The organism is Pseudomonas sp. SDO5215_S409, assembly GCF_054071325.1.
Genome location: NZ_JBSVWN010000025.1, coordinates 51973 through 74748, shown reverse-complemented (window position 1 = coordinate 74748; position 22776 = coordinate 51973). Strand labels below are relative to the sequence as shown.

The 22776-nt window shown below is 61.4% G+C and carries 20 protein-coding genes; 10 read left to right on the top strand and 10 right to left on the bottom strand.

Going from position 1 to position 22776, the window contains the following annotated elements; genetic code table 11:
- Nucleotides 1-19 precede the first annotated feature (19 nt).
- Nucleotides 20-541 carry a copper-resistant cuproprotein CopI gene (gene copI / locus ACW9H9_RS14940; RefSeq protein ID WP_457343980.1) on the bottom strand — a complete coding sequence of 174 codons (522 nt, stop codon included), beginning with the start codon at nucleotides 539-541 and terminating at the stop codon, nucleotides 20-22.
- A 155-nt stretch (nucleotides 542-696) separates the two neighbouring features.
- Here copI and ACW9H9_RS14935 point away from each other — a divergent pair, with 155 nt between their 5' ends.
- Both ACW9H9_RS14935 and ACW9H9_RS14930 read left to right on the top strand, forming a co-directional pair.
- On the top strand, nucleotides 697-1377 hold the full coding sequence (locus tag ACW9H9_RS14935) for a heavy metal response regulator transcription factor (protein ID WP_457343979.1): 681 nt from the start codon (nucleotides 697-699) through the stop codon (nucleotides 1375-1377).
- Complete coding sequence (locus tag ACW9H9_RS14930) at nucleotides 1374-2723, top strand: heavy metal sensor histidine kinase (RefSeq protein WP_457343978.1); 1350 nt, start codon at nucleotides 1374-1376, stop codon at nucleotides 2721-2723. The genes ACW9H9_RS14935 and ACW9H9_RS14930 overlap by 4 nt, the downstream gene beginning before the upstream one ends.
- A 32-nt stretch (nucleotides 2724-2755) precedes the next feature.
- Here the strand turns inward: ACW9H9_RS14930 and ACW9H9_RS14925 are convergent, their stop codons facing one another.
- Genes ACW9H9_RS14925 through ACW9H9_RS14915 form a run of 3 tightly spaced genes read right to left on the bottom strand, consistent with a single transcriptional unit; the run spans nucleotide 2756 to nucleotide 5999 of the window.
- Entirely contained in the window at nucleotides 2756-4000 is a 1245-nt protein-coding gene (locus tag ACW9H9_RS14925; protein ID WP_457343977.1) for a lipoprotein-releasing ABC transporter permease subunit, read from the bottom strand.
- A gap of 57 nt (nucleotides 4001-4057) precedes the next feature.
- Nucleotides 4058-4741 carry a lipoprotein-releasing ABC transporter ATP-binding protein LolD gene (gene lolD / locus ACW9H9_RS14920; protein ID WP_457343976.1) on the bottom strand — a complete coding sequence of 228 codons (684 nt, stop codon included), beginning with the start codon at nucleotides 4739-4741 and terminating at the stop codon, nucleotides 4058-4060.
- Nucleotides 4742-4748: 7 nt separating this feature from the next.
- Nucleotides 4749-5999: a lipoprotein-releasing ABC transporter permease subunit gene (locus ACW9H9_RS14915; protein ID WP_457343975.1), complete on the bottom strand. Its 1251-nt coding sequence runs from the start codon at nucleotides 5997-5999 to the stop codon at nucleotides 4749-4751.
- A gap of 94 nt (nucleotides 6000-6093) precedes the next feature.
- On the opposite strand from ACW9H9_RS14915, the gene ACW9H9_RS14910 reads away from it, so the two are divergent.
- Both ACW9H9_RS14910 and ACW9H9_RS14905 read left to right on the top strand, forming a co-directional pair.
- A complete protein-coding gene (locus ACW9H9_RS14910; RefSeq protein ID WP_457343974.1) occupies nucleotides 6094-6675 on the top strand; it encodes a PilZ domain-containing protein in 582 nt (193 codons plus the stop codon).
- A 66-nt stretch (nucleotides 6676-6741) separates the two neighbouring features.
- Nucleotides 6742-7464 carry a glycerophosphodiester phosphodiesterase gene (locus ACW9H9_RS14905; RefSeq protein WP_457343973.1) on the top strand — a complete coding sequence of 241 codons (723 nt, stop codon included), beginning with the start codon at nucleotides 6742-6744 and terminating at the stop codon, nucleotides 7462-7464.
- A gap of 42 nt (nucleotides 7465-7506) precedes the next feature.
- Here the strand turns inward: ACW9H9_RS14905 and sthA are convergent, their stop codons facing one another.
- Nucleotides 7507-8901, bottom strand: a complete 1395-nt coding sequence (gene sthA / locus ACW9H9_RS14900) for a Si-specific NAD(P)(+) transhydrogenase (protein WP_457343972.1) — start codon at nucleotides 8899-8901, stop codon at nucleotides 7507-7509.
- A 281-nt stretch (nucleotides 8902-9182) separates the two neighbouring features.
- On the opposite strand from sthA, the gene ACW9H9_RS14895 reads away from it, so the two are divergent.
- The gene (locus tag ACW9H9_RS14895) at nucleotides 9183-9725 is read left to right on the top strand and encodes a chalcone isomerase family protein (RefSeq protein WP_457343971.1); all 543 of its coding nucleotides are present in this window, start codon (nucleotides 9183-9185) and stop codon (nucleotides 9723-9725) included.
- A gap of 130 nt (nucleotides 9726-9855) precedes the next feature.
- On the opposite strand, the gene ACW9H9_RS14890 is transcribed toward ACW9H9_RS14895, so the two are convergent.
- Entirely contained in the window at nucleotides 9856-11319 is a 1464-nt protein-coding gene (locus ACW9H9_RS14890) for a glyceraldehyde-3-phosphate dehydrogenase (RefSeq protein WP_457343970.1), read from the bottom strand.
- A 339-nt stretch (nucleotides 11320-11658) separates the two neighbouring features.
- Here ACW9H9_RS14890 and mfd point away from each other — a divergent pair, with 339 nt between their 5' ends.
- The 3 genes from mfd to ACW9H9_RS14875 are packed head-to-tail and all read left to right on the top strand — an operon-like array spanning nucleotide 11659 to nucleotide 18391.
- Nucleotides 11659-15108 (top strand): transcription-repair coupling factor, encoded by a 3450-nt coding sequence (mfd, locus tag ACW9H9_RS14885; protein ID WP_457343969.1) that lies wholly within the window; start codon nucleotides 11659-11661, stop codon nucleotides 15106-15108.
- A gap of 10 nt (nucleotides 15109-15118) precedes the next feature.
- Nucleotides 15119-15688: a CsiV family protein gene (locus ACW9H9_RS14880; RefSeq protein ID WP_457343968.1), complete on the top strand. Its 570-nt coding sequence runs from the start codon at nucleotides 15119-15121 to the stop codon at nucleotides 15686-15688.
- Nucleotides 15689-15697: 9 nt separating this feature from the next.
- Nucleotides 15698-18391 (top strand): DEAD/DEAH box helicase, encoded by a 2694-nt coding sequence (locus ACW9H9_RS14875; RefSeq protein ID WP_457343967.1) that lies wholly within the window; start codon nucleotides 15698-15700, stop codon nucleotides 18389-18391.
- Between the two features lie 36 nt (nucleotides 18392-18427).
- Here ACW9H9_RS14875 and nagZ read toward each other — a convergent pair whose 3' ends face one another.
- A complete protein-coding gene (gene nagZ / locus ACW9H9_RS14870; protein ID WP_457343990.1) occupies nucleotides 18428-19426 on the bottom strand; it encodes a beta-N-acetylhexosaminidase in 999 nt (332 codons plus the stop codon).
- A 150-nt stretch (nucleotides 19427-19576) separates the two neighbouring features.
- Nucleotides 19577-20284, bottom strand: coding sequence for a TetR/AcrR family transcriptional regulator (locus ACW9H9_RS14865; RefSeq protein ID WP_457343966.1), 708 nt, complete (start codon nucleotides 20282-20284; stop codon nucleotides 19577-19579).
- A 262-nt stretch (nucleotides 20285-20546) separates the two neighbouring features.
- On the opposite strand from ACW9H9_RS14865, the gene lexA reads away from it, so the two are divergent.
- Nucleotides 20547-21155, top strand: a complete 609-nt coding sequence (gene lexA / locus ACW9H9_RS14860) for a transcriptional repressor LexA (protein ID WP_017137423.1) — start codon at nucleotides 20547-20549, stop codon at nucleotides 21153-21155.
- A 10-nt stretch (nucleotides 21156-21165) separates the two neighbouring features.
- Nucleotides 21166-21639, top strand: coding sequence for an SOS-induced cell division inhibitor SulA (gene sulA / locus ACW9H9_RS14855; protein WP_457343965.1), 474 nt, complete (start codon nucleotides 21166-21168; stop codon nucleotides 21637-21639).
- A 126-nt stretch (nucleotides 21640-21765) separates the two neighbouring features.
- Here the strand turns inward: sulA and ACW9H9_RS14850 are convergent, their stop codons facing one another.
- Together ACW9H9_RS14850 and ACW9H9_RS14845 are read right to left on the bottom strand one after the other, a co-directional pair.
- Nucleotides 21766-21999 carry a hypothetical protein gene (locus tag ACW9H9_RS14850; RefSeq protein ID WP_457343989.1) on the bottom strand — a complete coding sequence of 78 codons (234 nt, stop codon included), beginning with the start codon at nucleotides 21997-21999 and terminating at the stop codon, nucleotides 21766-21768.
- A 161-nt stretch (nucleotides 22000-22160) separates the two neighbouring features.
- Nucleotides 22161-22703, bottom strand: a complete 543-nt coding sequence (locus ACW9H9_RS14845; RefSeq protein ID WP_457343964.1) for a C40 family peptidase — start codon at nucleotides 22701-22703, stop codon at nucleotides 22161-22163.
- Between the last annotated feature and the right edge of the window lie 73 nt (nucleotides 22704-22776).

Below are 22776 nucleotides of genomic sequence, written 5' to 3'. Positions count from 1 at the left end.
CGCCTTTACGCTTCGCCGCTTATTGGCTGACGGTCAGCTTGCCGACCATACCGGCCTGATAATGCCCGGGGATGTTACAGGCGAACTCCAGGGCGCTGGCGTTGGTGAATGTCCAGGTCAACTCGGCCGTTTTACCCGGCTCGACCAGTACGCTATTGGGGTCGTCATGCTTCATACCGCCCATGTCGCCATGCCCCATGGCACTGTGATCCATCTTCATGCCGGTGGCGGTGAGCATGCCGCTGGCCTGCATTTTGAGCATTTCTTGCTGATGAGCAGCGTGCATGGCCGCGTCGCCCAGGTTGAACTCGTGGAGCAACTGGCCCTTATTGATCAACACAAAGTGCACCGTCTCACCGGCCTTTACGTCCAGAGACTTGGGCGAAAAAGAAATGTCCTGCAGCACCACTTCCACGGTGCGGGTGGCCTTGGCCGCGGGCGCCGCCTCGCCAAAGGCAAAGGTTTGCGCCGGGGAGGCAAACACCGGAGCACTCAGGGCAAACAGGCAAGCAGCCAACAACCAGGATTTACGCAAAACCATCATCACTCTCCAAAGGGTTTGAAATCAGCCTGTGAAACACGTTAATAACCCGTCGCTGCCAGCCAGCTGACGGCTAGATTACAAGTTTGTCAGCTGGCGCCCGCTCCCCGGCGCGCCCTGTATAAAGCCTGCCTACCGCTTGCCGAGACTTGCCCATGAAATTGCTGATCGTCGAAGACCAACCCAAAACCGGCCAGTACCTGTGCCAGGGCCTGACCGAGGCCGGGTTCAACACCGAGTGGGTGGCCGACGGCACCAACGGCCAGCACCTGGCGCTGACCGGCGACTACGACCTGCTGATTCTCGACGTGATGCTGCCAGGGCGCAACGGCTGGCAAATCCTGCAAGCGGTGCGCAGCGCCGGGCAAGACGTGCCGGTGCTGTTCCTGACCGCCCGGGATGCCGTGGAAGACCGCGTACACGGCCTGGAGCTGGGCGCCGACGACTACCTGGTCAAGCCTTTTGCCTTTTCCGAACTGCTGGCCCGGGTCCGCAGCCTGCTACGCCGGGGCAACAACACGCAACAAGACACCTGCCTGCAAGCAGCCGACCTGCGCCTGGACCTGATCCGCCGCCGTGTGGAGCGTAACGGCCAGCGTATCGACCTCACCGCCAAGGAGTTTGCCTTGCTGGAAATGCTCCTGCGCCGCCAAGGCGAAGTGCTGCCCAAATCGCTGATCGCCTCCCAGGTGTGGGACATGAATTTCGACAGCGACACCAACATTATCGAAGTCGCCATCCGCCGCCTGCGCCTGAAGATTGATGACCACTACCCCACCAAGCTCATCCATACCGTACGCGGCATGGGCTACGTGCTTGAGGAACGGTCCGCATGATGAAAAGGATTTCCCTGACAAGCCGCCTGGCGCTGTTGTTCGCCGGCTGTACCGCAGTGGTGTCGTTACTGGCCGGCGTGTTGTTCAACCGCGCCAGCGAGGCGCACTTTATCGAGCTGGACAAGCAGTTGCTCGACAGCAAACTGGTGGCCTTGCGCAGTACGCTGCAAGGCGCCGATACACCGCTACTGTTTGGCCCGCGCGAAGCCAAGTTGCGTGAAGAACTCAATCGCCAACCCGACCTCAGCCTGCGCATCACCGCCGCCGATGGCCAGCCCTGGTTTGATGCGACGGCGGGCATGCCCCTGCCCCGCTCGCCGGGCCTGCACAACCTGCAAAACGCCGGGACCAGCTACCGCGTCTATAACGTCGGGCTGGTGCCAGGCAACCCTGGCACACCGCAACTGACGCTGATGCTCGACATCACCCACCATCAACATTTTTTGCAACGCATGCAGCGCCTGATCTGGCTGACCGTGGGCCTCTCGGCACTGGCCACTGCCCTGCTGGGGGCTTGGGCCGCCCGTAGCGGCTTGAGGCCCTTAAGGCGCATGAGCGAAGTGGCCGCCAGCGTCTCCACCCACTCCCTGACCCACCGCCTGCCCTCTGAGCATATGCCGGCCGAGTTGGCCGAACTGGCCCACGCGTTCAACGCCATGCTCGTGCGCCTGGATGATGGTTTTCAGCGGCTCTCGGCGTTTTCCGCCGATATTGCCCACGAACTGCGCACCCCGCTGTCGAATTTGCTCACCCAGACACAGGTCACGCTCACACAACCCAGACCGTTGGAGGACTACCGCGAGGCGCTGCACAGCAACCTGGAGGAGCTGCAATGGATGGCGCAACTGGTCAACGACATGCTGTACCTGGCCAAGGCCGACCATGGCTTGCTGATGCCCAAACGCGAAACGTTGGTGCTGGCCGACGAAGTACACGCCTTGCTGGAGTTCTTTGCGTTGCTGGCGGAGGACGCTCAAGTGAGCCTGCACCTGGAGGGGGCCGCCGCCATCGAGGGCGATCGCAGCATGCTGCGCCGGGCGATTTCCAACTTGCTGGATAACGCACTGCGGTTTACCCCGCCGGGCGGTTTTGTGAGAGTGCGCATCGTTGAAGGCGCAGAGGTCACGACGCTCAGCGTGGAAAACACCGGGGACGGTATCCCACAAGCGCTGTTGCCGAAGCTGTTTGACCGCTTTTACCGGGCGGACCCGGCCAGGCATGACGAACATGCAGGCCTGGGCCTGGCCATTACCCAGTCGATTGTGCGGGCACATGGCGCAAGGATCTGGTGCGAATCAGAAACCGGGTGGACCCGGTTTCTAATCCAATTGCCAACACCCCGCTGATGCAGGCTCGCCTGCAACAGCAAGCTTGACCCCTACGAGTAGCGGAGGGCGTGCGCCGGCTCGATTTTCGCCGCCCGGTACGCCGGGTAAATCGTCGCCAGAAAGCTCAACACAAACCCGGCGGTACAAATCAGCACCACGTCCCCACCCTGCAACTCGGACGGCAGGTTGCTGATGAAGTAAACATCCGAACTGAAGATATGCTGGCCGGTCACGCGCTCGACCCAGCCCACCATTTCGCTGACATTCAACGCGGCAATCACGCCCAGCACGCCGCCGATAAACGTGCCGACAATCCCGATCACCGTGCCCTGTACCATGAAGATCGCCATGATCTGGCGAGGCGTGGCGCCGATGGTACGCAGGATCGCAATGTCCGCGCCCTTCTCGTTCACCACCATGATCAACGTGGCGATGATGTTGAACGCCGCCACCGCAACGATCATCAGCAACAGCAGGCCGATCATGGTTTTTTCCATCTTCATCGCGCTGAACAGGCTGCCCTGGGTATGGGTCCAGTCGTCCGCCTTGTAGTCGGCCCCCAGGCCGGTGGCGATGTCTGCCGAGACTTTGGGCGCCGCATACAGGTCTTTTACCGCCAGGCGCACGCTTTGCACCTGGTTGGGTTGCCAATGCTGTATCTGCGCGGCATCGGCCATGTGGATCAGGGCCATGGAGCCATCCAGCTCGGCGCCGACCTTGAACACACCCACCACGCTCAAGCGCTGCAGGCGCGGGGTGATCCCACCGGGGGCGCTGCTGATTTCGGGCACGATCAAAGTCAACTTATCGCCAACGTTCAAGCGGAAACGCCGGGCGGTGATGTCACCGATCACTACGCCAAACTCCCCGGGCTTGAGGTCCTCCAGGCGGCCCTGGACGATATGCTGGGCCACGATGGACACCTTGCCCTCCTCCGCAGGGTCGATACCGCTGATCTGGATCGGCTGCATGCCGCCTTTGTAGGAGAGCATGCCGTCCATTTCGGTGAACGGCACGGCAGCGGTCACTTCGGGGTTTTTCAACGCGGCGGCGGCCACGGGCTGCCAGTCGCTGATCGGGTTGACGCCGACGATGGTGGCATGGGGCACCATGCCCAAAATGCGCGAGCTCATTTCACGCTGAAACCCGTTCATCACCGACAACACCACAATCATCGCCAGCACGCCCAAGGCGAGGCCGATCATCGAGGTCATCGAAATAAACGAGACAAAACGGTTGCGGCGCTTGGCGCGGGTATAGCGCGTGCCGATAAAAATCGATAACGGTCTGAACATTCGCGGGCACCGTTTAAAAAATGAAAACCCGGCGCCAGGCACCGGGCTTGAAACGGGTCAGATAGCGACCAGATGACCTTCCTGCAAGTGCAGCACGCGGTCCATCTGGCGCGCCATGCCCATGTCGTGAGTCACCACCAGAAACGCGGTGCGCATCTGCGTGCTCAACTCGAGCATCAGGTCTTTGATGCCTTGGGCCGTGTGGGAGTCGAGGTTGCCGGTCGGCTCATCGAGCATCACCAGGCCCGGGTTGTTCACCAGGGCACGTGCGATAGCCACACGCTGACGCTCGCCGCCAGACAATTCGGCCGGCTTGTGCGCCAGGCGATGGGCCAGGCCAACACGTTGCAACAGCTCGGTTGCACGCTTGCGGGCCTCCGGGATCGCGGTCTTGCCGATCAACAAGGGCATGCACACGTTTTCCAGCGCGGTGAACTCGGGCAGCAGGTGGTGGAACTGGTACACAAAACCCAGCGAACGGTTGCGCAGCTGGCCACGGGCTTTTTCACCCAACGCCGACAACTCTTCACCGGCCAGCCATACGCTGCCCTGGGACGGCGTATCCAGGCCGCCCAACAGGTTGAGCAAGGTACTTTTGCCAGACCCCGAACTGCCGACAATCGCCACGCGTTCGCCCGGGTGCAGCTCCAGTTGCAGGTTGGCCAGCACCACCACGGACTCCGGGCCTTCCTCGTAGGATTTGCCCAGGTTGCGGCAGCTCAGGATTGCTTTTTCACTCATGCCCGATTCACTCATAACGTAATGCCTGCGCTGGCTGGGTGCGCGCCGCGCGCCAGGCCGGATACAGGGTGGCAAGGAAACTCAAGACCAACGCCGCAGCGCCGACCATCAACACGTCCTGGCTCTGCACCTGGGACGGCAAGTAGTCGATGAAATAGACATCGGAATTGAGGAACTTGTGGCCGATCAGACCTTCCAGGCCAGCAATCGCCGCACTGACGTTCAACGCAGCAAGAATACCCACCGCCGTGCCGATCAAGGTGCCGACCACGCCGATCACGCTGCCCTGCACCATAAAGATCGCCATGATTTGCCCCGGCGTGGCGCCCAAGGTCCGCAGGATCGCGATATCGCCCTTCTTGTCGTTCACCACCATCACCAGCGTGGAGATGATGTTGAAGGCCGCCACGGCGACGATCAGCAACAGCAGCAGGCCGATCATGGCTTTTTCCATGCGGATGGCCTGGTACAGGTTGCCGTGGGTCCGGGTCCAGTCGCGGGCGAAGTACTGGTTCTCACCCAGGTGCTGGGCGATTTCCCACGCGGTGCGCGGTGCATCGAACAGGTCATTGAACTTCAGGCGCAGGCCCTGCACCTGGTCCGGCTGCCAGCGGTGCAGGCGGGCGAGGTCGGTGAGGTTGGTCACGCCCAGGTAGCCGTCGATTTCACCGGCGCCGACATGGAAGATGCCCACCACTGTGAAGCGCTTCATGCGCGGGAACATGCCCGCGGGGGTGACGGTGACTTCCGGGGCGACAAACGTCAGCTTGTCGCCGATGCCCACGCCCAGCTTGCCCGCGGCCTTGTCGCCGATCACGATGCCAAAGCTGCCGGGCGTCAGGTCGTCGAGTTTGCCCTGCTGCATGAAGTTATCGATGATCGACACCTTGCGCTCCTGCACCGGGTCGATGGCATTGAGCAGGATTTTTTGCACCTTGCCGTCGTGGGTCAGCAGGCCCTGCATCTGGGTGAACGGCGCCACGGCCAGCACTTTGGGGTTTTGCTTGACCTTGTCGGCCAGGCCCTGCCAGTCGCTGATCGGGTCACCGGACTCGATGGTGGCGTGGGGCACCATGCCCAGCACGCGGGTGCGCATCTCATGATCGAAGCCGTTCATGACCGACAACACCACGATCATCACGACCACGCCCAGGGCGAGGCCGATTATCGAGGTCAGGGAAATGAACGACACAAAATGACTGCGGCGCTTGGCACGGGTGTAACGCGTGCCGATAAATACGAAGAGAGGTCTGAACATGTCGGGGCTTGTTCACAGGAAAAGAAGACGTCCCGGTGGCGGGGTCTGGTAAGCAGCTTTACACTCAGACCATTACCGCTGCCTTGGGTTCGCCATGTCGACATTAGATGAAGAAGAACGCCGCGAATACTACCGTATCGACGACATGATCGCACTCCAAATCAGCAGCCTGTCGGCGCAGCAGGCGGCGACCAAGGAAGTGTTGCTGGATGATTCCCCGCTGTTCAATCTGCTCAGTGAGCTGCACCTGAGCGAATTCGAGGCCCAGCACCTGCTGCGCCAGATCAACGAAAAAGATCGCACCCTGGCCGCCTTCCTCAAGGTGCAGAACAAACGCCTGGACCTGCTCAGCCAGGTCATGGCACGCGGCCTGCTCAGCGAGGTCGGCGCGCCGCAGCCGGTGATCATTTCCGAAGGCGGCATCGACTTCCAGCACCCTACCCCCCTGCAACCCGGCGCTCATCTGGCGGTCAAGCTGGTGCTGATGCCCCAGGCACTGGGCCTGCTGCTGCGCGCCCGGGTGACCCACTGCGATGCCAAGGGCACCGGGTTTGATGTGGGCACAGAATTTGAGTCCATGACCGATGCCCAACGCCAGTTGCTGGCGCGCTACATCCTGCAAAAGCAGGCTCAGGAACGGCGCCTGGCCCGCGAGCAAAGCGAAGAAGAAGAGTGATTACGAACATTGAATGGCGCGTCGCGTCATCCACCCCGCCAGGACACCTGGCGTAAAGGAGCAATTGTGACCCTGATTTACGGCCACCGCGGCGCCAAAGGCGAAGCACCGGAAAACACCCTGACCAGCTTTCAGGAATGCCTCAAGCACGGCGTACGCCGCTGCGAACTGGACCTGCACTTGTCCATGGACGGCGAACTGATGGTCATCCACGACCCTACCCTCAAACGCACCGCCGACCGGCGCGGCAAGGTCGTCGAGTACTCGGCGGCAGACCTGGTCAAGATGGACGCGCGCAAAGGCGGCCCGGGTTGGGTCAACCCTTGCCCGATCCCGCGCCTGGAAGCCCTGTTTGAACAGTGCGACTTCGATCACTGGCAATTGGAAGTCAAAAGCGCCTCGCGCACCCGCGCAGCCACCACGGTGCTGGCGATTCGGGAAATGGCCGTGCGTTTCGGCCTGATGGACAAGGTCACCGTGACCTCAAGCTCACGTGAAGTCTTGAAAGCCGCGCAAGAGCTGACGCCGGACCTGTCCCGTGGACTGGTCGCCGAATACGCCTGGCTCGACCCGCTGAAGGTCGCGCAAAACTATGGCTGTGAAATCCTGGCGCTGAACTGGACGCTGTGCACCCCTGAACGACTGGCCAAGGCCCAGCGCCAGGGGCTGCACGTGTCCGTGTGGACGGTCAACGAACCCGCGCTGATGCGCAGGCTCGCCGACTTCGGCGTAGATAGCCTGATTACAGACTTTCCCGGTTTGGCCACTGCCACCCTCGGGAATTACTGAAATCGGTCTCCCCGGCCGGCTCAGGCCACCGGCCGGAGCCGCTCAAAAAAGCCGGTTGAGGCCGTCGTAGGCCGCTACCCGATAGGCTTCGGCCATGGTCGGGTAGTTGAACGTGGTGTTGACGAAATACTTCAGCGTATTGAGCTCACCCGGCTGGTTCATGATGGCCTGGCCGATGTGCACGATCTCCGAGGCCTGGTAGCCGAAGCAATGCACGCCCAGGACTTCCAGGGTTTCGCGGTGGAACAGGATCTTCAGCATGCCCTGCGGCTCACCGGCGATCTGTGCACGCGCCATGCTCTTGAAAAATGCCTTGCCCACTTCGTAAGGCACCTTGGCCTTGGTCAGTTCGTGCTCGTTCTTGCCGATGGAGCTGATCTCGGGAATGGTGTAGATCCCGGTCGGCACATCGTTCACATACCGCCAGCTGCCGTTGTCGACAATGCTGCCAGCGGCCGAACGGCCCTGGTCATGCGCGGCACTGGCAAGGCTCGGCCAGCCGATCACATCACCGGCGCCGTAGATATTCGGCACGCAGGTGCGGTAGCTCTCGTCCACCTCGATCTGGCCACGGCTGTTGACCTTGACCCCAATGTTTTCCATGCCCAGCTTGTCGGTGTTGCCGGTACGGCCGTTGCACCACAGCAAGGCGTCGGCCTTGATTTTCTTGCCGGACTTGAGGTGCAGGATTACCCCGTTGTCCAGGCCTTCGACCCGCTCGTACTCTTCGTTGTGACGCACCGTGATGTTGTTGTTGCTGAAGTGGTAGCTCAACGCCTGGGAGATCTCCGAGTCGAGGAAGCTCAGCAACTGGTCACGGTTGTCCACCAGCTCCACCAGCACACCCAGGCCGCTGAAGATCGAGGCGTACTCACAGCCGATCACACCGGCGCCGTAGATGATCAGTTTGCGCGGGGTGTGGCCCAGGCTCAGGATGGTGTCGCTGTCGTAGATACGCGGGTGGTGGAAATCGATGTCGGCCGGGCGATACGGGCGCGAGCCGGTGGCGATGATGATGTGCTTGGCCACCAGTTTTTCGACCACGCCGTTGGAGCAGACCACCTCGACGGTTTGCTCGTCGGCAAAGCTGCCGGTGCCGAAGAACAGGTCTACACGGTTACGGGCGTAGTAGCCGGTGCGCGAGGCGACCTGTTTGGAAATGACTTTTTCCGCGCTTTTCAACACGTCCGGAAACGAAAACCAGCGCGGCTCGCCAATGGCCCGGAACATCGGGTTGGTGTTGAACTGCATGATCTGGCGCACGGAGTGACGCAAGGCCTTGGACGGGATGGTCCCCAAGTGGGTGCAGTTACCGCCGACCTGGCGACGGCTATCGACCATCGCCACCTTGCGCCCCGCTTTGGCAGCGTTCATCGCCGCACCTTCTCCAGCCGGGCCGGAACCCAGTACCACCACGTCGTAGTTGTAGACAGCCATGCGTACTCCTCAGAACAGGCCAGGCGTACGGTTAAACGCCTGGCTAAATCATGCCGCGGCCAGCGGCCATGAAGGATCAATGTGGCTCAAGTGTGTGAGCCCGGGCACAGTCTATATAAGGCTCAACGCGGGGCACATTAACCCTTGGTCGCGCTGGAGGCCAGTTTTGCCTTTACGGCACAGCGTTCATCTCCCGTTCAGCCCCGCCAATGAGTGCCCATGGCGCAGCGACCAAACATTCAATTAACCTGTAAACCTTCACCTTTGCAGAGCGGGCCATTATGCGACATGTCGTTGTCTGTTTATTGTTAATGTTCGCCATCCCGGCCATGGCCAGCGATGCCGACCGGTTCAAACAGGCCAACTTCGCGACGCAATCGAGCCAATTACCCCTGAAAAGCCAGGCAGTTGCCACCTACCTGATGGTGGATATTTACGCCGTGGCGCTTTATGCCCCTGCGGGCATCACCGCCACCCAAGCCCTGGACCAGCAAAAAGACCTGCGACTGGAACTCTATTACCTGCGTGAAATCGACCGCGACGATGTCATCGACGCCGCGACCAGCGCCCTTGAACGCCAACAGACACCGGCTACCCTCGCCCGCCTGAAACCGGACCTGGACCGCCTGCACAACAGTTTTCGCGACATTGAGCCGGGTGATCGCTACGCGCTGGATTTCAGGCCGCAGCGGGGCATGAACCTGGAAATCAACGGCAAGGTGGTGTTCAGCAGCCACAACGATGAGTTGGTCAAGGCGTACCTGGGCATTTGGCTGGCGCCCAAAGGCCTGTCCGACAGCCTGCGCAAAAGCCTGCTCAACTGAGCAGCGTCATCGCGGGCATGGCGTTGGTGGTCATGACCACCGTGTCGTTCTACTGGATCGCCGCTAGACGACTCTCGCCGGCATGAAAAAGCCCCGAACCAGTCGGGGCTTTTTCATGGACCGCTAGGGCTTAGCGCGGGAACGCTGGCGGGTTGACCCCGGCCATGTCTTCCATCACGCGAACCACCTGGCAGCTGTAACCGAACTCGTTGTCGTACCACACGTACAGCACAACGCGGTTGTCCTGGGTGATGGTCGCTTCAGCGTCGACCACACCGGCGTGGCGCGAGCCCACGAAGTCGGTGGACACCACTTCCTGCGAATTGACGAAGTCGATTTGCTTGTGCAGATCGGAGTGCAGCGCCATGTAGCGCAGGTACTCGTTCATCTCTTCACGGGTGGCGGCTTTCTCAAGGTTCAGGTTGAGAATGGCCATCGACACGTTAGGCGTCGGAACGCGGATCGCGTTGCCGGTCAGCTTGCCAGCCAGTTCAGGCAGGGCCTTGGCCGCCGCGGTGGCAGCGCCGGTTTCGGTGATCACCATGTTCAGCGCAGCGCTGCGGCCACGACGATCGCCCTTGTGGAAGTTGTCGATCAGGTTCTGGTCGTTGGTGTACGAGTGAACGGTTTCGACGTGACCGTTAACGATGCCGAACTTGTCGTTCACGGCCTTGAGCACCGGCACGATGGCGTTGGTGGTGCAGGACGCGGCGGACACGATCTTGTCGTCAGCGGTGATTTCACCGTGGTTGATGCCGTGAACGATGTTTTTCAGCTTGCCCTTGCCAGGCGCGGTCAGCACCACGCGGTCGACACCCGGGCAGGCCAAGTGCTGGCCCAGGCCGTCGGCGTCACGCCATACGCCGGTGTTGTCCACCAGCAGGGCGTTCTGGATGCCGTACTGGGTGTAATCCACCTCAGTCGGGCTCTTGGCGTAGATCACCTGGATCAGGTTACCGTTGGCGGTGATGGTGTTGTTCGCTTCGTCGATGACGATGGTGCCGTTGAACGGACCGTGTACCGAATCGCGGCGCAATAGGCTGGCGCGCTTGGTCAGGTCGTTGTCGGCGCCTTTGCGCACAACGATGGCACGCAGGCGCAGGCCGTCGCCGCCGCCAGTTTTTTCGATCAGGATGCGCGCCAACAGGCGGCCGATACGGCCAAAACCGTACAGGACCACGTCGGTGCCTTTGCGGGCTGCGGCGCTTTGCTGGCCAACCACGTCGGCCAGTTCTTCACGCACGAACTGCTCGGCCGTGCGGCCATTGCCTTCGGCCTTGAACTTGCTGGCCAACTTGCCCAGGTCTACCGAGGCCGCGCCGAGCTTGAGCTCGCTCATGGCCTTGAGCAGCGGGAATGTTTCGTGGACGGAGAGTTCGCTATCGTCAGCAGAACGATGGCGCGCAAAGCGATGAGCCTTGAGAATCGCGATGACTGACTGGTTGATCAGGCTGCGGCCATGGATCGAGCTAACCACATTGTTATTGCGGTAGAGCTGACCGATAAGCGGAATCATCGCCTCAGCGAGTGCTTCACGATCAATCCATTCACCAAGACACTGGTCGGGCTTCTGAGTCACGGGAACCTTCCACATGTAGGGGCTGAAAAAAGGGGCTACATTATGCCGCCCACACCGGCCCTGAGCAATGCGCGCCCGGCAACTAAAACCCTTGCAAAAAATCCAGCCCCCCGCTAGAGCCCAGTAAATACGCGGCCTCCAGAACAGCACCCAAAGAAAGACCCGACGGACTTGTCCGTAACCCTCCGAAATATCCGCCGTTTTTTGCACTACATAATGAGTCAAAAGACAGCATTGTTTGTCATAGCCACTACATTTCCTTCAATCCGTAATAGGCACAGTCAGCAACTGACAGGCGGCACTCCAGGCCGTTACAATTACCGACTTTGTCGCAACGCTGGAGCTCAACCTTCCGTGCCCGTCCTGCGTCTACCGCAACTCCCTGCCCAGGCAGGTAAACAGCACTGGGGCAACCTGCCCGGTGCCGCCCTGAGCCTGGCCATTGCCGAGGCTGCCAGCGCTGCCAAGCGCTTCACCCTGCTGCTCACCGCCGACAGCCAAAGTGCCGAGCGGCTGGAACAGGAGCTGAGTTTCTTCGCCCCCGATTTGCCGGTGCTGCATTTCCCGGACTGGGAAACCCTGCCCTACGACCTGTTCTCGCCGCACCAGGACATCATTTCCCAGCGCATCGCCAGCCTGTACCGCCTGCCGGAACTGGCCCACGGTGTGCTGGTGGTGCCGATCACCACGGCGCTGCACCGCCTGGCGCCGACCAAGTTCCTGCTGGGCAGCAGCCTGGTGCTGGACGTCGGCCAGAAGCTCGACGTTGACGTGATGCGCACTCGCCTCGAAGCCAGTGGCTACCGCTGCGTCGACACGGTGTACGAACACGGTGAATTCGCCGTGCGCGGCGCGTTGCTCGACTTGTTCCCGATGGGCAGCAAACTGCCGTACCGCATCGACCTGTTCGACGACGAAATCGAAACCCTGCGCACCTTCGACCCAGAAAACCAGCGCTCCATCGACAAAGTCGATTCGGTCAAGCTGCTGCCGGCCAGGGAATTCCCGCTGCAAAAAGACGCGGTCACGCGCTTCAAGGCACGCTTTCGCGAACGCTTTGACGTGGACTTCCGTCGCTGCCCGATCTTTCAGGACTTGAGCAGCGGGATTACGCCCGCCGGTATCGAGTACTACCTGCCGCTGTTCTTCGACGAAACCTCGACCCTGTTCGACTACCTGCCCCAGGACACCCAGGTGTTCTCGCTGCCGGGCATCGAGCAGGCGGCGGAAAACTTCTGGAACGACGTGCGCAACCGCTACGAAGAACGCCGCATCGACCCGTCCCGGCCTTTACTGCCGCCTGCCGAGCTGTTCCTGCCGGTAGAAGACTGCTTCGCCCGCCTCAAAGACTGGCCGCGCATTGTTGCCAGCCAGCAAGACGTCGAAACCGGCGCCGGTCGGTCGCGCTTCCCCGCGCAAGCACTGCCGAACCTGGCGATTGAAGCCAAGGCCAGCCAGCCGCTGGAAGCCCTGTCGAACTTCCTCGGCGACTTCCCTGGCCGCGTGCTGTTTACCGCCGAGTCTGCTGGCCGTCGTGAAGTGCTGCTGGAACTGCTGGAACGCTTGAAACTGCGCCCGAAAACCGTCGACAGCTGGCCCGATTTCGTCGCTGGCAAAGATCGCCTGGCGATCACCATTGCGCCGCTCAATGAAGGCCTGCAACTGGATGACCCGGCACTGGCCCTGATCGCCGAAAGCCCGCTGTTCGGCCAGCGCGTGATGCAACGCCGGCGCCGCGAAAAACGCGCCGACGCCAACAACGACGCCGTCATCAAGAACCTCACTGAACTGCGCGAAGGCGCGCCGGTGGTGCACATCGACCACGGCGTGGGCCGCTACCTGGGCCTGCAGACCCTGGAAATCGACAACCAGGCCGCCGAATTCCTCACCCTGGAATACGCCGAGGGCGCCAAGCTCTATGTGCCCGTGGCCAACCTGCACCTGATCGCCCGCTACACCGGCAGCGACGACGCCTTGGCGCCGCTGCACCGCCTGGGCTCTGAAACCTGGCAGAAAGCCAAGCGCAAAGCCGCCGAACAAGTGCGCGACGTGGCCGCCGAGCTGCTGGACATTTATGCGCGCCGCGCCGCGCGCGAAGGGTATGCCTTCACCGACCCGAAGGCCGACTACGCCACCTTCAGCGCAGGCTTTGCCTTCGAGGAAACGCCCGACCAGCAAACCGCCATCGACGCCGTGCGCGCCGACATGCTCGCGCCCAAGCCCATGGACCGCCTGGTGTGCGGCGACGTGGGCTTCGGCAAGACCGAAGTGGCCATGCGCGCCGCCTTCATCGCCGTGCATGGCGGCCGGCAAGTGGCGATCCTGGTGCCCACCACCCTGCTCGCCCAGCAGCACTACAACAGCTTTCGCGACCGCTTCGCCGACTGGCCGGTGACCGTCGAAGTGATGAGCCGCTTCAAGTCGGCCAAGGAAGTCAACGCCGCGGTGGCCGACCTGGCCGAGGGCAAGATCGATATCGTGATCGGCACGCACAAGCTGCTGTCGGACGATGTAAAGATCAAAAACCTGGGCCTGGTGATCATCGACGAAGAGCACCGTTTTGGGGTGCGTCAGAAGGAACAACTCAAGGCCCTGCGCAGCGAAGTCGACATCCTGACCCTGACCGCCACGCCGATCCCACGCACGCTGAACATGGCGGTGTCGGGCATGCGCGACTTGTCGATCATCGCCACGCCCCCGGCGCGGCGTTTGTCGGTGCGCACCTTTGTGATGGAAGAGAACAAGAGCACGGTCAAGGAGGCCCTGCTGCGCGAATTGCTGCGCGGCGGCCAGGTGTATTACCTGCACAACGATGTGAAGACCATCGAAAAATGCGCCGCCGACCTCGCCGAACTGGTGCCCGAAGCGCGTATCGGCATCGGCCACGGGCAGATGCGCGAGCGCGAACTCGAACAGGTGATGAGCGACTTCTACCACAAGCGCTTCAACGTGCTGATCGCCTCGACCATCATCGAGACCGGGATCGACGTGCCGAGCGCCAACACCATCATCATCGAGCGCGCCGACAAGTTCGGCCTGGCCCAGTTGCACCAGTTGCGCGGCCGGGTCGGGCGCAGTCACCACCAGGCCTACGCCTACCTGCTGACGCCGCCGCGCCAGCAAATCACCGGGGACGCCGAGAAACGCCTGGAAGCCATCACCAACACCCAGGACCTGGGCGCCGGTTTTGTGCTGGCCACCAACGACCTGGAAATTCGCGGCGCGGGCGAGCTGCTGGGCGACGGCCAGAGCGGCCAGATCCAGGCAGTCGGCTTCACGCTTTACATGGAAATGCTTGAACGCGCGGTCAAAGCCATCCGCAAAGGCGAGCAACCCAACCTCGACCAACCGCTGGGAGGCGGCCCGGAAATCAACTTGCGCCTGCCGGCGCTGATCCCCGAAGACTACCTGCCGGATGTGCATGCACGGCTGATTCTCTATAAACGCATCGCGTCCGCCACCGACGAGGAAGGCCTCAAGGACCTGCAAGTGGAGATGATCGACCGCTTCGGCCTGTTGCCCGAACCGACCAAAAACCTGGTGCGCCTGACCCTGCTCAAATTGCAGGCCGAGCAACTGGGTATCAAAAAGATCGATGCAGGCCCTCAAGGCGGGCGCATCGAGTTTGAAGCGCAGACCCCGGTGGACCCGCTGGTGTTGATCAAGCTGATTCAGGGCCAGCCCAATCGCTACAAGTTCGAAGGGGCTACGCTGTTCAAATTCATGGTGCCGATGGAACGCCCTGAAGAACGCTTTAATACATTGGAGGCGCTGTTTGAGCGCCTTATCCCCAAATCTGCTTGAAGGACGCCCTATGCGCCTGTTTCGCACCCTGAGCCTGTTGCTGGTGGTACTTGCACCCTCGGCGTTTGCCGACAGCCTGTATCAGGTGGAAATGATTCTGGTCCGCCAAAATGCGGAGCCGGTGATCAACAGCCGTGCGGCGCCCGAGGACTGGGCCGCCGGCGCACCCGGTTTGCCGACCGACAAGCTGAGCCCGCCACGGCTGGGCAATATTGTCGAGAAACTGACCGCCGACAATAACTACACCGTTTTGCTGCACAAGGCCTGGGAACAGAGCCTCGGCGAGCAGCCGGTGAGGCTTGCGATCACCGACGGCCAGGCGCAATTCGGCCAGTTCCCGATCGAGGGTACGCTCAACCTGCAACTGGGGCGTTTCACCGACATTGATGCGGCGTTTTGGGTCAACCAGTTCGACAGCAATGGCAGCGTCGTCGCCAGCGAACACCTCAATCAAAAAGACGTACGCACCAAAAACAACCAGCTCAACTATCTGGACGGCGGTCACTTGGCCCTGCTGATCAAGATCACCTCCCTCACCGCCAAACCGCCCAGCGCGCCGCCGCCCGATGTGCAGGACTGACACAGCACCATGCCCCCGACGTCCTCACTGACCAAACCCCTGGCCGCTTCGTGGGCCAACCGCTTCAAAGAGCAAAGCCTGGAGCGCGGCCGGCGCTATGCCCTGGAAAACCGTGTGCGCATCGTCGAGTCCGGCGACAGCACCATCGTCGCCAGCTGCGAAGGCTCGGGCAGCAACGTGTACCGCCAGACCATCTCGCTGCGCGAATCGGCCAAGGGCACGTTGATTCTGGTGGACAGTCGCTGTACCTGCCCAGTGCACACCAATTGCAAACACATCGCGGCGGTGCTGCTCAAAGTTCAGGAAACCCTGGCCTACCCGGCGGCGGCGCAAGACGCCGAACTGCTGGAAAAACTCCAGGCCGTGCTGGACAACCGCGTCGTGCTGCCGCAAGTGGTGCTTGACGCGGTGCACCCGGTGCCACGGCTGTGGCTGGCCAGCGTCGAGTTCAGTGCGTTCGAACCGCGCAACGGCAAGATGCAGCGGTATATCCAGCACCGCGCAGCGCTGTCCTTCAACTATCAGGACCACTACGTCAGCGGTCAGAAAAACGCCGACATCGTTGTACGCCAAGAAACCCAGAGCCTGCGGATAAAACGCCACCCGGAGCTGGAGCAGCCCTACCGCGAACAGCTGCGCCAGTTGGGCTTCAAGGTTGCCACCCGCCAGAGCAAGGCCCTGCCGGAAAGCGCGGGCGAGCTGTTTGAAATGGTCAACGACAGCGCCTGGCTGAACTTCACCCTTAATGTCTCGCCCAGCCTGCGGGCACAGGGCTGGGAGCTGCAGATCGACGAGGAGTTCGGCTTCGACCTGACGGCCGTGGACGACTGGTACGCCAACGTCGAAGAAAGGCCGGAACGTGACTGGTTTGACCTGGAGCTGGGGATCATCGTCAACGGCGAGCGGCTGAGCCTGCTGCCGATCCTGTTGAACCTAATGCGCTCCCACACCGAGATCCTCAACCCGGAAAAACTGGCGCGCAGGCGCGATGACGAACTGATCCTGGTGAACATCCCGGGGCTGCCGAACGGCGGCCACGGCCCGCTGCAAGTGGCGCTGCCCTACGGCCGACTCAAACCGGTGCTGGCGACCCTTGGCGAGTTTTACCTACAAGAGCCCGGCACACTCGCCTTGCGCATGGCCAAGGCCGATGCCATCCGCCTCAACCCACTGGAAGACCTGCCGCTGCAATGGCAGGGCGGTGAAAAGATCCGCAACTTCGCCCAGCGCCTGCGAGACATCAAGGATTTCACCTGCGAAGCGCCCGAAGGCCTCAACGCCACGCTGCGCCCCTACCAACAGGAAGGCCTGAGCTGGATGCAATCGCTGCGGCAACTGGATGTCGGTGGGATTCTGGCGGACGACATGGGGCTGGGCAAAACCCTACAAACCCTGGCGCATATTCTTACCGAGAAAAACGCCGGGCGCCTGGACCGGCCCTGCATGGTGGTGATGCCCACCAGCCTGATCCCCAATTGGCTCGACGAAGCCGCGCACTTTACGCCGCAGCTCAAGGTGCTCGCGCTCTACGGGGCGGGCCGCAAGAAGTATTTCCCCAAGCTCTCGGACTACGACCTGCTGCTGACCACTTACGCCCTGCTGCCCAAAGACATCGAGCAACTGGCCACCCTGCCCCTGCACGTATTGATCCTGGACGAAGCCCAGTACATCAAGAACCCCACCAGCAAGGCCGCCCAGGCCGCCCGCGAGCTGAATGCCCGCCAGCGCCTGTGCCTGAGCGGTACACCGCTGGAAAACCACTTGGGTGAGCTGTGGTCGCTGTTTCACTTCCTGCTGCCGGGCTGGCTGGGCGAGGTGAAAGCCTTCAATCGCGATTACCGCGTCCCCATCGAAAAACACGGCAGCGACGTACGACTGCAACACCTCAATGGTCGGATCAAACCCTTCCTGCTGCGCCGCACCAAAGAGCAGGTGGCCACTGAGCTGCCGCCCAAGACCGAAATCATCCATTGGGTAGATCTCAACGAAGCCCAACGCGATGTGTACGAAACCATGCGCCTGGCCATGGACAAAAAGGTGCGCGATGAAATTACCCGCAAGGGTGTGGCGCGCAGCCAGATCATTATTCTGGAAGCGCTCCTGAAACTGCGGCAGGTGTGCTGCGACTTGCGCCTGGTCAATGGCGCCACCTTGCCAGCCCGGGGCAGCAGCTCAGGCAAGCTCGACAGCCTGATGGAAATGCTCGAAGAACTGTTTGCCGAAGGCCGCAGGATTCTGCTGTTTTCCCAGTTCACCTCGATGTTGGGGCTGATCGAAGCCGAACTGAAGAATCGCGGAGTGGCCTATGCCCTGCTCACCGGCCAGACCCGGGACCGACGCACGCCGGTGAAGGACTTCCAGAGCGGCAAGCTGCAGATTTTTCTGATCAGCCTGAAGGCCGGTGGCGTAGGACTGAACCTCACCGAGGCGGATACGGTGATTCACTACGACCCCTGGTGGAACCCGGCGACGGAAAACCAGGCGACCGACCGCGCTTACCGGATTGGCCAGGAGAAGCCGGTATTCGTCTACAAGATGATCGCGCGGGGCACCGTGGAAGAGAAAATCCAACATTTGCAGAAGGAAAAGTCCGATCTGGCAGCAGGCGTACTGGATGGCCGGACCACCGGGGATTGGCAGCTGGGCAACGACGACATCGAAGCGTTGTTCGCACCGCTGCCCAGCAAGCAGGAAAAGCGCTGACAGCGCCGACCGTCAGTGCGGGCGCCTCAACCGCGCTCAATCAATCAACTGGGCATCCCTTAACGCACCCAAGGCCGCCAACCAACGCGGATCCTGTTTGTAATCGGTGCTGGCCACGGCCTGGCCACGCATGCGGGCGATGCGCGACGAGGGCGTCACGTTCAGCCGTTGTGCGGCGCTCAACGCCAGTTCGGCGGCGGCGCGGTCGTTGCACACCAGGCCCATGTCGCAACCGGCGGTAAGCGCAGCCTCGATACGGCTGGCCGCGTCACCCACCACATGGGCGCCCGCCATGGACAGGTCATCGCTGAAGATAACGCCATCAAATTGCAGCTCGCCGCGCAGGATATCTTGCAACCAGCGACGGGAGAACCCAGCCGGCTGGGCGTCGACCTGCGGATAAATGACGTGGGCCGGCATCACCGCTGCCAGCTGTTTGCTCAAGCGGGCAAAGGGCACCAGGTCATGCGTACGAATCTGTTCCAGGCTGCGCTCGTCATTGGGAATCGCGACGTGGGAATCTGCCTCTGCCCAACCGTGCCCCGGGAAGTGCTTGCCGGTGGCGGCCATGCCGGCGGCGTTCATGCCACGTATGAAAGCGCCCGCCAACAGGGCGGCGCGCTCAGGGTCGCCTTCAAACGAACGGCTCCCAACGACGGCACTGCGCTGGTAATCCAGGTCCAGTACGGGGGCGAAACTCAGGTCCAACCCTACCGCGAGCACTTCGGTCGCCATGATCCAGCCGCACTGTTCGGCCAAGTGTTCTGCATTCGGGTGATTGGCCAGCGCACGCATCGCTGGCAGGCGCACAAAACCCTGGCGCAGGCGCTGCACACGGCCACCCTCCTGATCGACGGCCAACAGCAAATCCGGGCGCACGGCGCGAATCGCGGCGCTCAACTCCCGGACCTGGCGCGGGTGCTCGATGTTGCGCGCAAAGATGATCAGCCCACCCACTTGCGGCTGGCGCAACAGGTGTCGGTCCTCGGCCGTGAGCCACGTACCGGCGATGTCCACCATCAAAGAGCCTTGCAGGGCAGTCGTCATACACTTTCCTTAAATAACGCACACAGCCCAAAACATCCGCAGGTGCGCTGCAGGATGTTTCGGGCTGGGAATCAATAGCTGAATCGGCATGGGCGGCTAGCTTAGCGGATGCGAGCCGCCGCGCCCACCCGGGGCGGGTCAAACCTTGACGGCAGCGGGCACCGATTTGCTGCGTGGGCGCAATTGCGCGGCGGCCATGGCCGGGTCGGTTACGCCGGTTTCGGCACGCATGCCAGCGGCGAGAAACGGCACCATCAGGCGCATCACCTGCTCGATGGAGGTGTTGACGCCAAAATCTGTCTCGGCAATTGCACGCAAGGCCTTGATCCCGGACATGCTGAACGCGGCGGCGCCGAGCATGAAGTGCACGCGCCAGAACAACTCGATAGGCGGAATACGCGGCGCAGCCTCGTTGACCAGCAACATGTAACGACGAAACACCTTGCCGTACATGTCTTCTAGGTAACGCCGCAAGTGACCCTGGCTCTGGCTGAATGCCAGGCCCAGCAAACGCATGAAGATCGACAGGTCGTTGCCACTGCGTGGCTGCACCACCAGCGCTTGCTCGACGAGGATTTCCAGCAGGCCCTCAAGGGTCGGCTTGACCTCTGGCTTGGCTTGGCGACGCTCCAGCTCACGGTCGAGGCTGATGCAGAACGGCCCGAGGAAACGCGAGAACACGGCCTGGATAAGGGCTTTTTTCGAGCCGAAATGATAGTTCACTGCCGCGAGGTTGACCCCCGCCTTGCTGGTAATCAAGCGCAATGAGGTTTCAGCAAATCCTTTTTCCGCGAACAACTGCTCTGCAGCATCGAGAATGCGTTCAACGGTTTCCGACTGGGCCATGGCTACTCCGCCTGACAAACACTTGTTTGAAACATACGTTTCACGGTGTTTCTTGTCAAGCCTGCCAGTCTGTTTCCGGCCAGCCAGTCATCGAATTGATGGCTATTTAATCACATCCGGCGCGGTCTGTAGGCAGCGCGCTGTGCCCTCCCTCGGCGCGGTAATGGATGACCGTCCGGCGGGGTCCTTGAAATGGATGATTGCCAAGCTCAGTCCACTGTATATAATCCCAGTCACTGTATAAAAAGACAGAGCGATCAACATGCTAAAACTGACGCCACGCCAAGCTGAGATTCTGGCTTTTATCAAGCGCTGCCTCGACGACAATGGCTACCCGCCAACCCGGGCGGAAATTGCGCTGGAGCTCGGATTCAAGTCACCCAACGCCGCCGAAGAACACCTCAAGGCCCTCGCCCGCAAGGGCGCTATCGAGATGACGCCCGGCGCCTCCCGGGGCATCCGCATTCCCGGCTTCGAGGCCAAGGCCGACGAATCGACCCTACCGATCATTGGCCGGGTTGCCGCGGGCGCGCCGATCCTTGCGCAACAGCACGTCGAAGAGTCCTGCAACATCAACCCCACCTTCTTTCACCCGCGTGCCGACTACCTGTTGCGCGTACACGGCATGAGCATGAAGGACGTGGGCATTTTCGACGGCGATCTGCTGGCCGTCCACACCACTCGCGAGGCCCGCAACGGCCAGATCGTCGTCGCGCGCATTGGTGACGAAGTCACGGTCAAACGCTTCAAGCGTGAAGGCAGCAAGGTTTGGCTGATGGCCGAAAACCCGGAGTTTGCGCCTATTGAAGTGAACCTGAAGGATCAGGACCTGGTGATTGAAGGCTTGAGCGTCGGCGTTATTCGCCGCTAACGGAGGCATCATGCAATTCCTACAGATCCCGCAACACACTCAACTGTCGCTGTTTGAGGCCTTCATGGCTCAACCACTCGTACCCGCCCTCAAGGAAGTGGTCGAGGCGCCCTGGAGCGCCGAGCCCGAGGTATTCAGTGAATTGTCGTTGCGCGGCGCTGCCGGGAATTGCCTGAGCTTGCTGGCCCCGATTCTTCGTGAGCTGAGCGAGGAGCAGGATGCGCGCTGGCTGACGCTGATAGCCCCGCCCTCCAGCCTCACCCAAGCCTGGCTACGGGACGCTGGCCTGAATCGCGAGCGCATCCTGTTACTGCAACCGCGCGGCGCTCAGAGCGCTCAGCAATTGGCTTGCGAGGCTTTGCGCCTGGGTCGCAGCCATACGGTCGTGAGCTGGTTGAACCCGCTGCCTGCCGCGATCAAACAGCAACTGACCAACGCAGCACGTGCTGGCGGCGCACAGAGTCTGAATATTCGATTGGGTTAAACCCATGACGGCTTGATTGCAGGGCTGATCGGCAACGCCTAGGCAACTGCAACACACGCAGGGCTTCTCCAGGATTGAGAAGCCGAACTGCACAATTGAATCTTTCTTAAAAGTCGGCCACCGGACTCAGTGAAGAATCCGCGGCTCCTCTTCTTTTTCTGGCTCGCCTTCAGCCAGACGGCCTGCCATCTGCACGCCCACACTCAACATGGCTTTAGCCACTTCTACGTGCTGGCCCTGCAAGAATGCCTTGGCATCTTCAGAGAAATCCAAAATCACCAGAGAACCCTCGTCCTCGGCCCGGCGCAGCTCGATTCGGCCGTCAGGCAATTCAACAATTTCTAGAAAGGACGTTGGCATAAGAGTCTGTTCTCCACGAAAGGGCGAGATTATATCAGTCATCTGCGCACCATCGCTCAGGATCTGAACAGCTTTCTTTGCGGTTTGATGAATGGCATTGCCAAAACGTGGGAAAGCGACGTAGGAGCAGGCTTACCCGCTCCAGCATCACCGATGCATCATTACGGGTTTCGTGCCAGATGCTCAGACTGAAGCACCCGCTTGGCACCAAGGTAGGCATTTTGCCAATAGGCCTTGGACAGCGTGTCCAACTTCACCGTGCCGCCGGTTTGCGGCGCATGAACGAATCGCCCTTCACCAACGTAGATGCCCGCGTGGCTGACCTGCGAACCACCGCCGGTGGCAAAGAAGACCAGATCGCCCGTCTGCAGCGCATCCTCGCGAACATCCTGGGCCCGCATCACGATCAACTCACGGGTGGTACGCGGCAGGGATATACCTGCGGCATCGCGGTAAACAAAGCCGATCAAGCCGCTGCAATCAAAACCTGAATCTGGCGTGTTGCCGCCCCAGCGGTAAGGTGTTCCCACCAGGCCCAGCGCACGAAAGAGCACATCTTCGGCAACGGGAGAGAAACTTTGACTGGAATAGTTGAACACCGGCTTGGGCGTGACTGCGACAGGCGCAGGCGGCGGCGGACGACTGGCGCAAGCGCTGAGCAGCGCGGCGCAAATGAGAAGGGTCAGGCGGGCCAAGGTCGACATGGGCAGAACAATCCTGATCTGGACGCGGCTTTCGCTGCCGAACGCTGGAAACCAGATCGCGCAAGCATAGCTC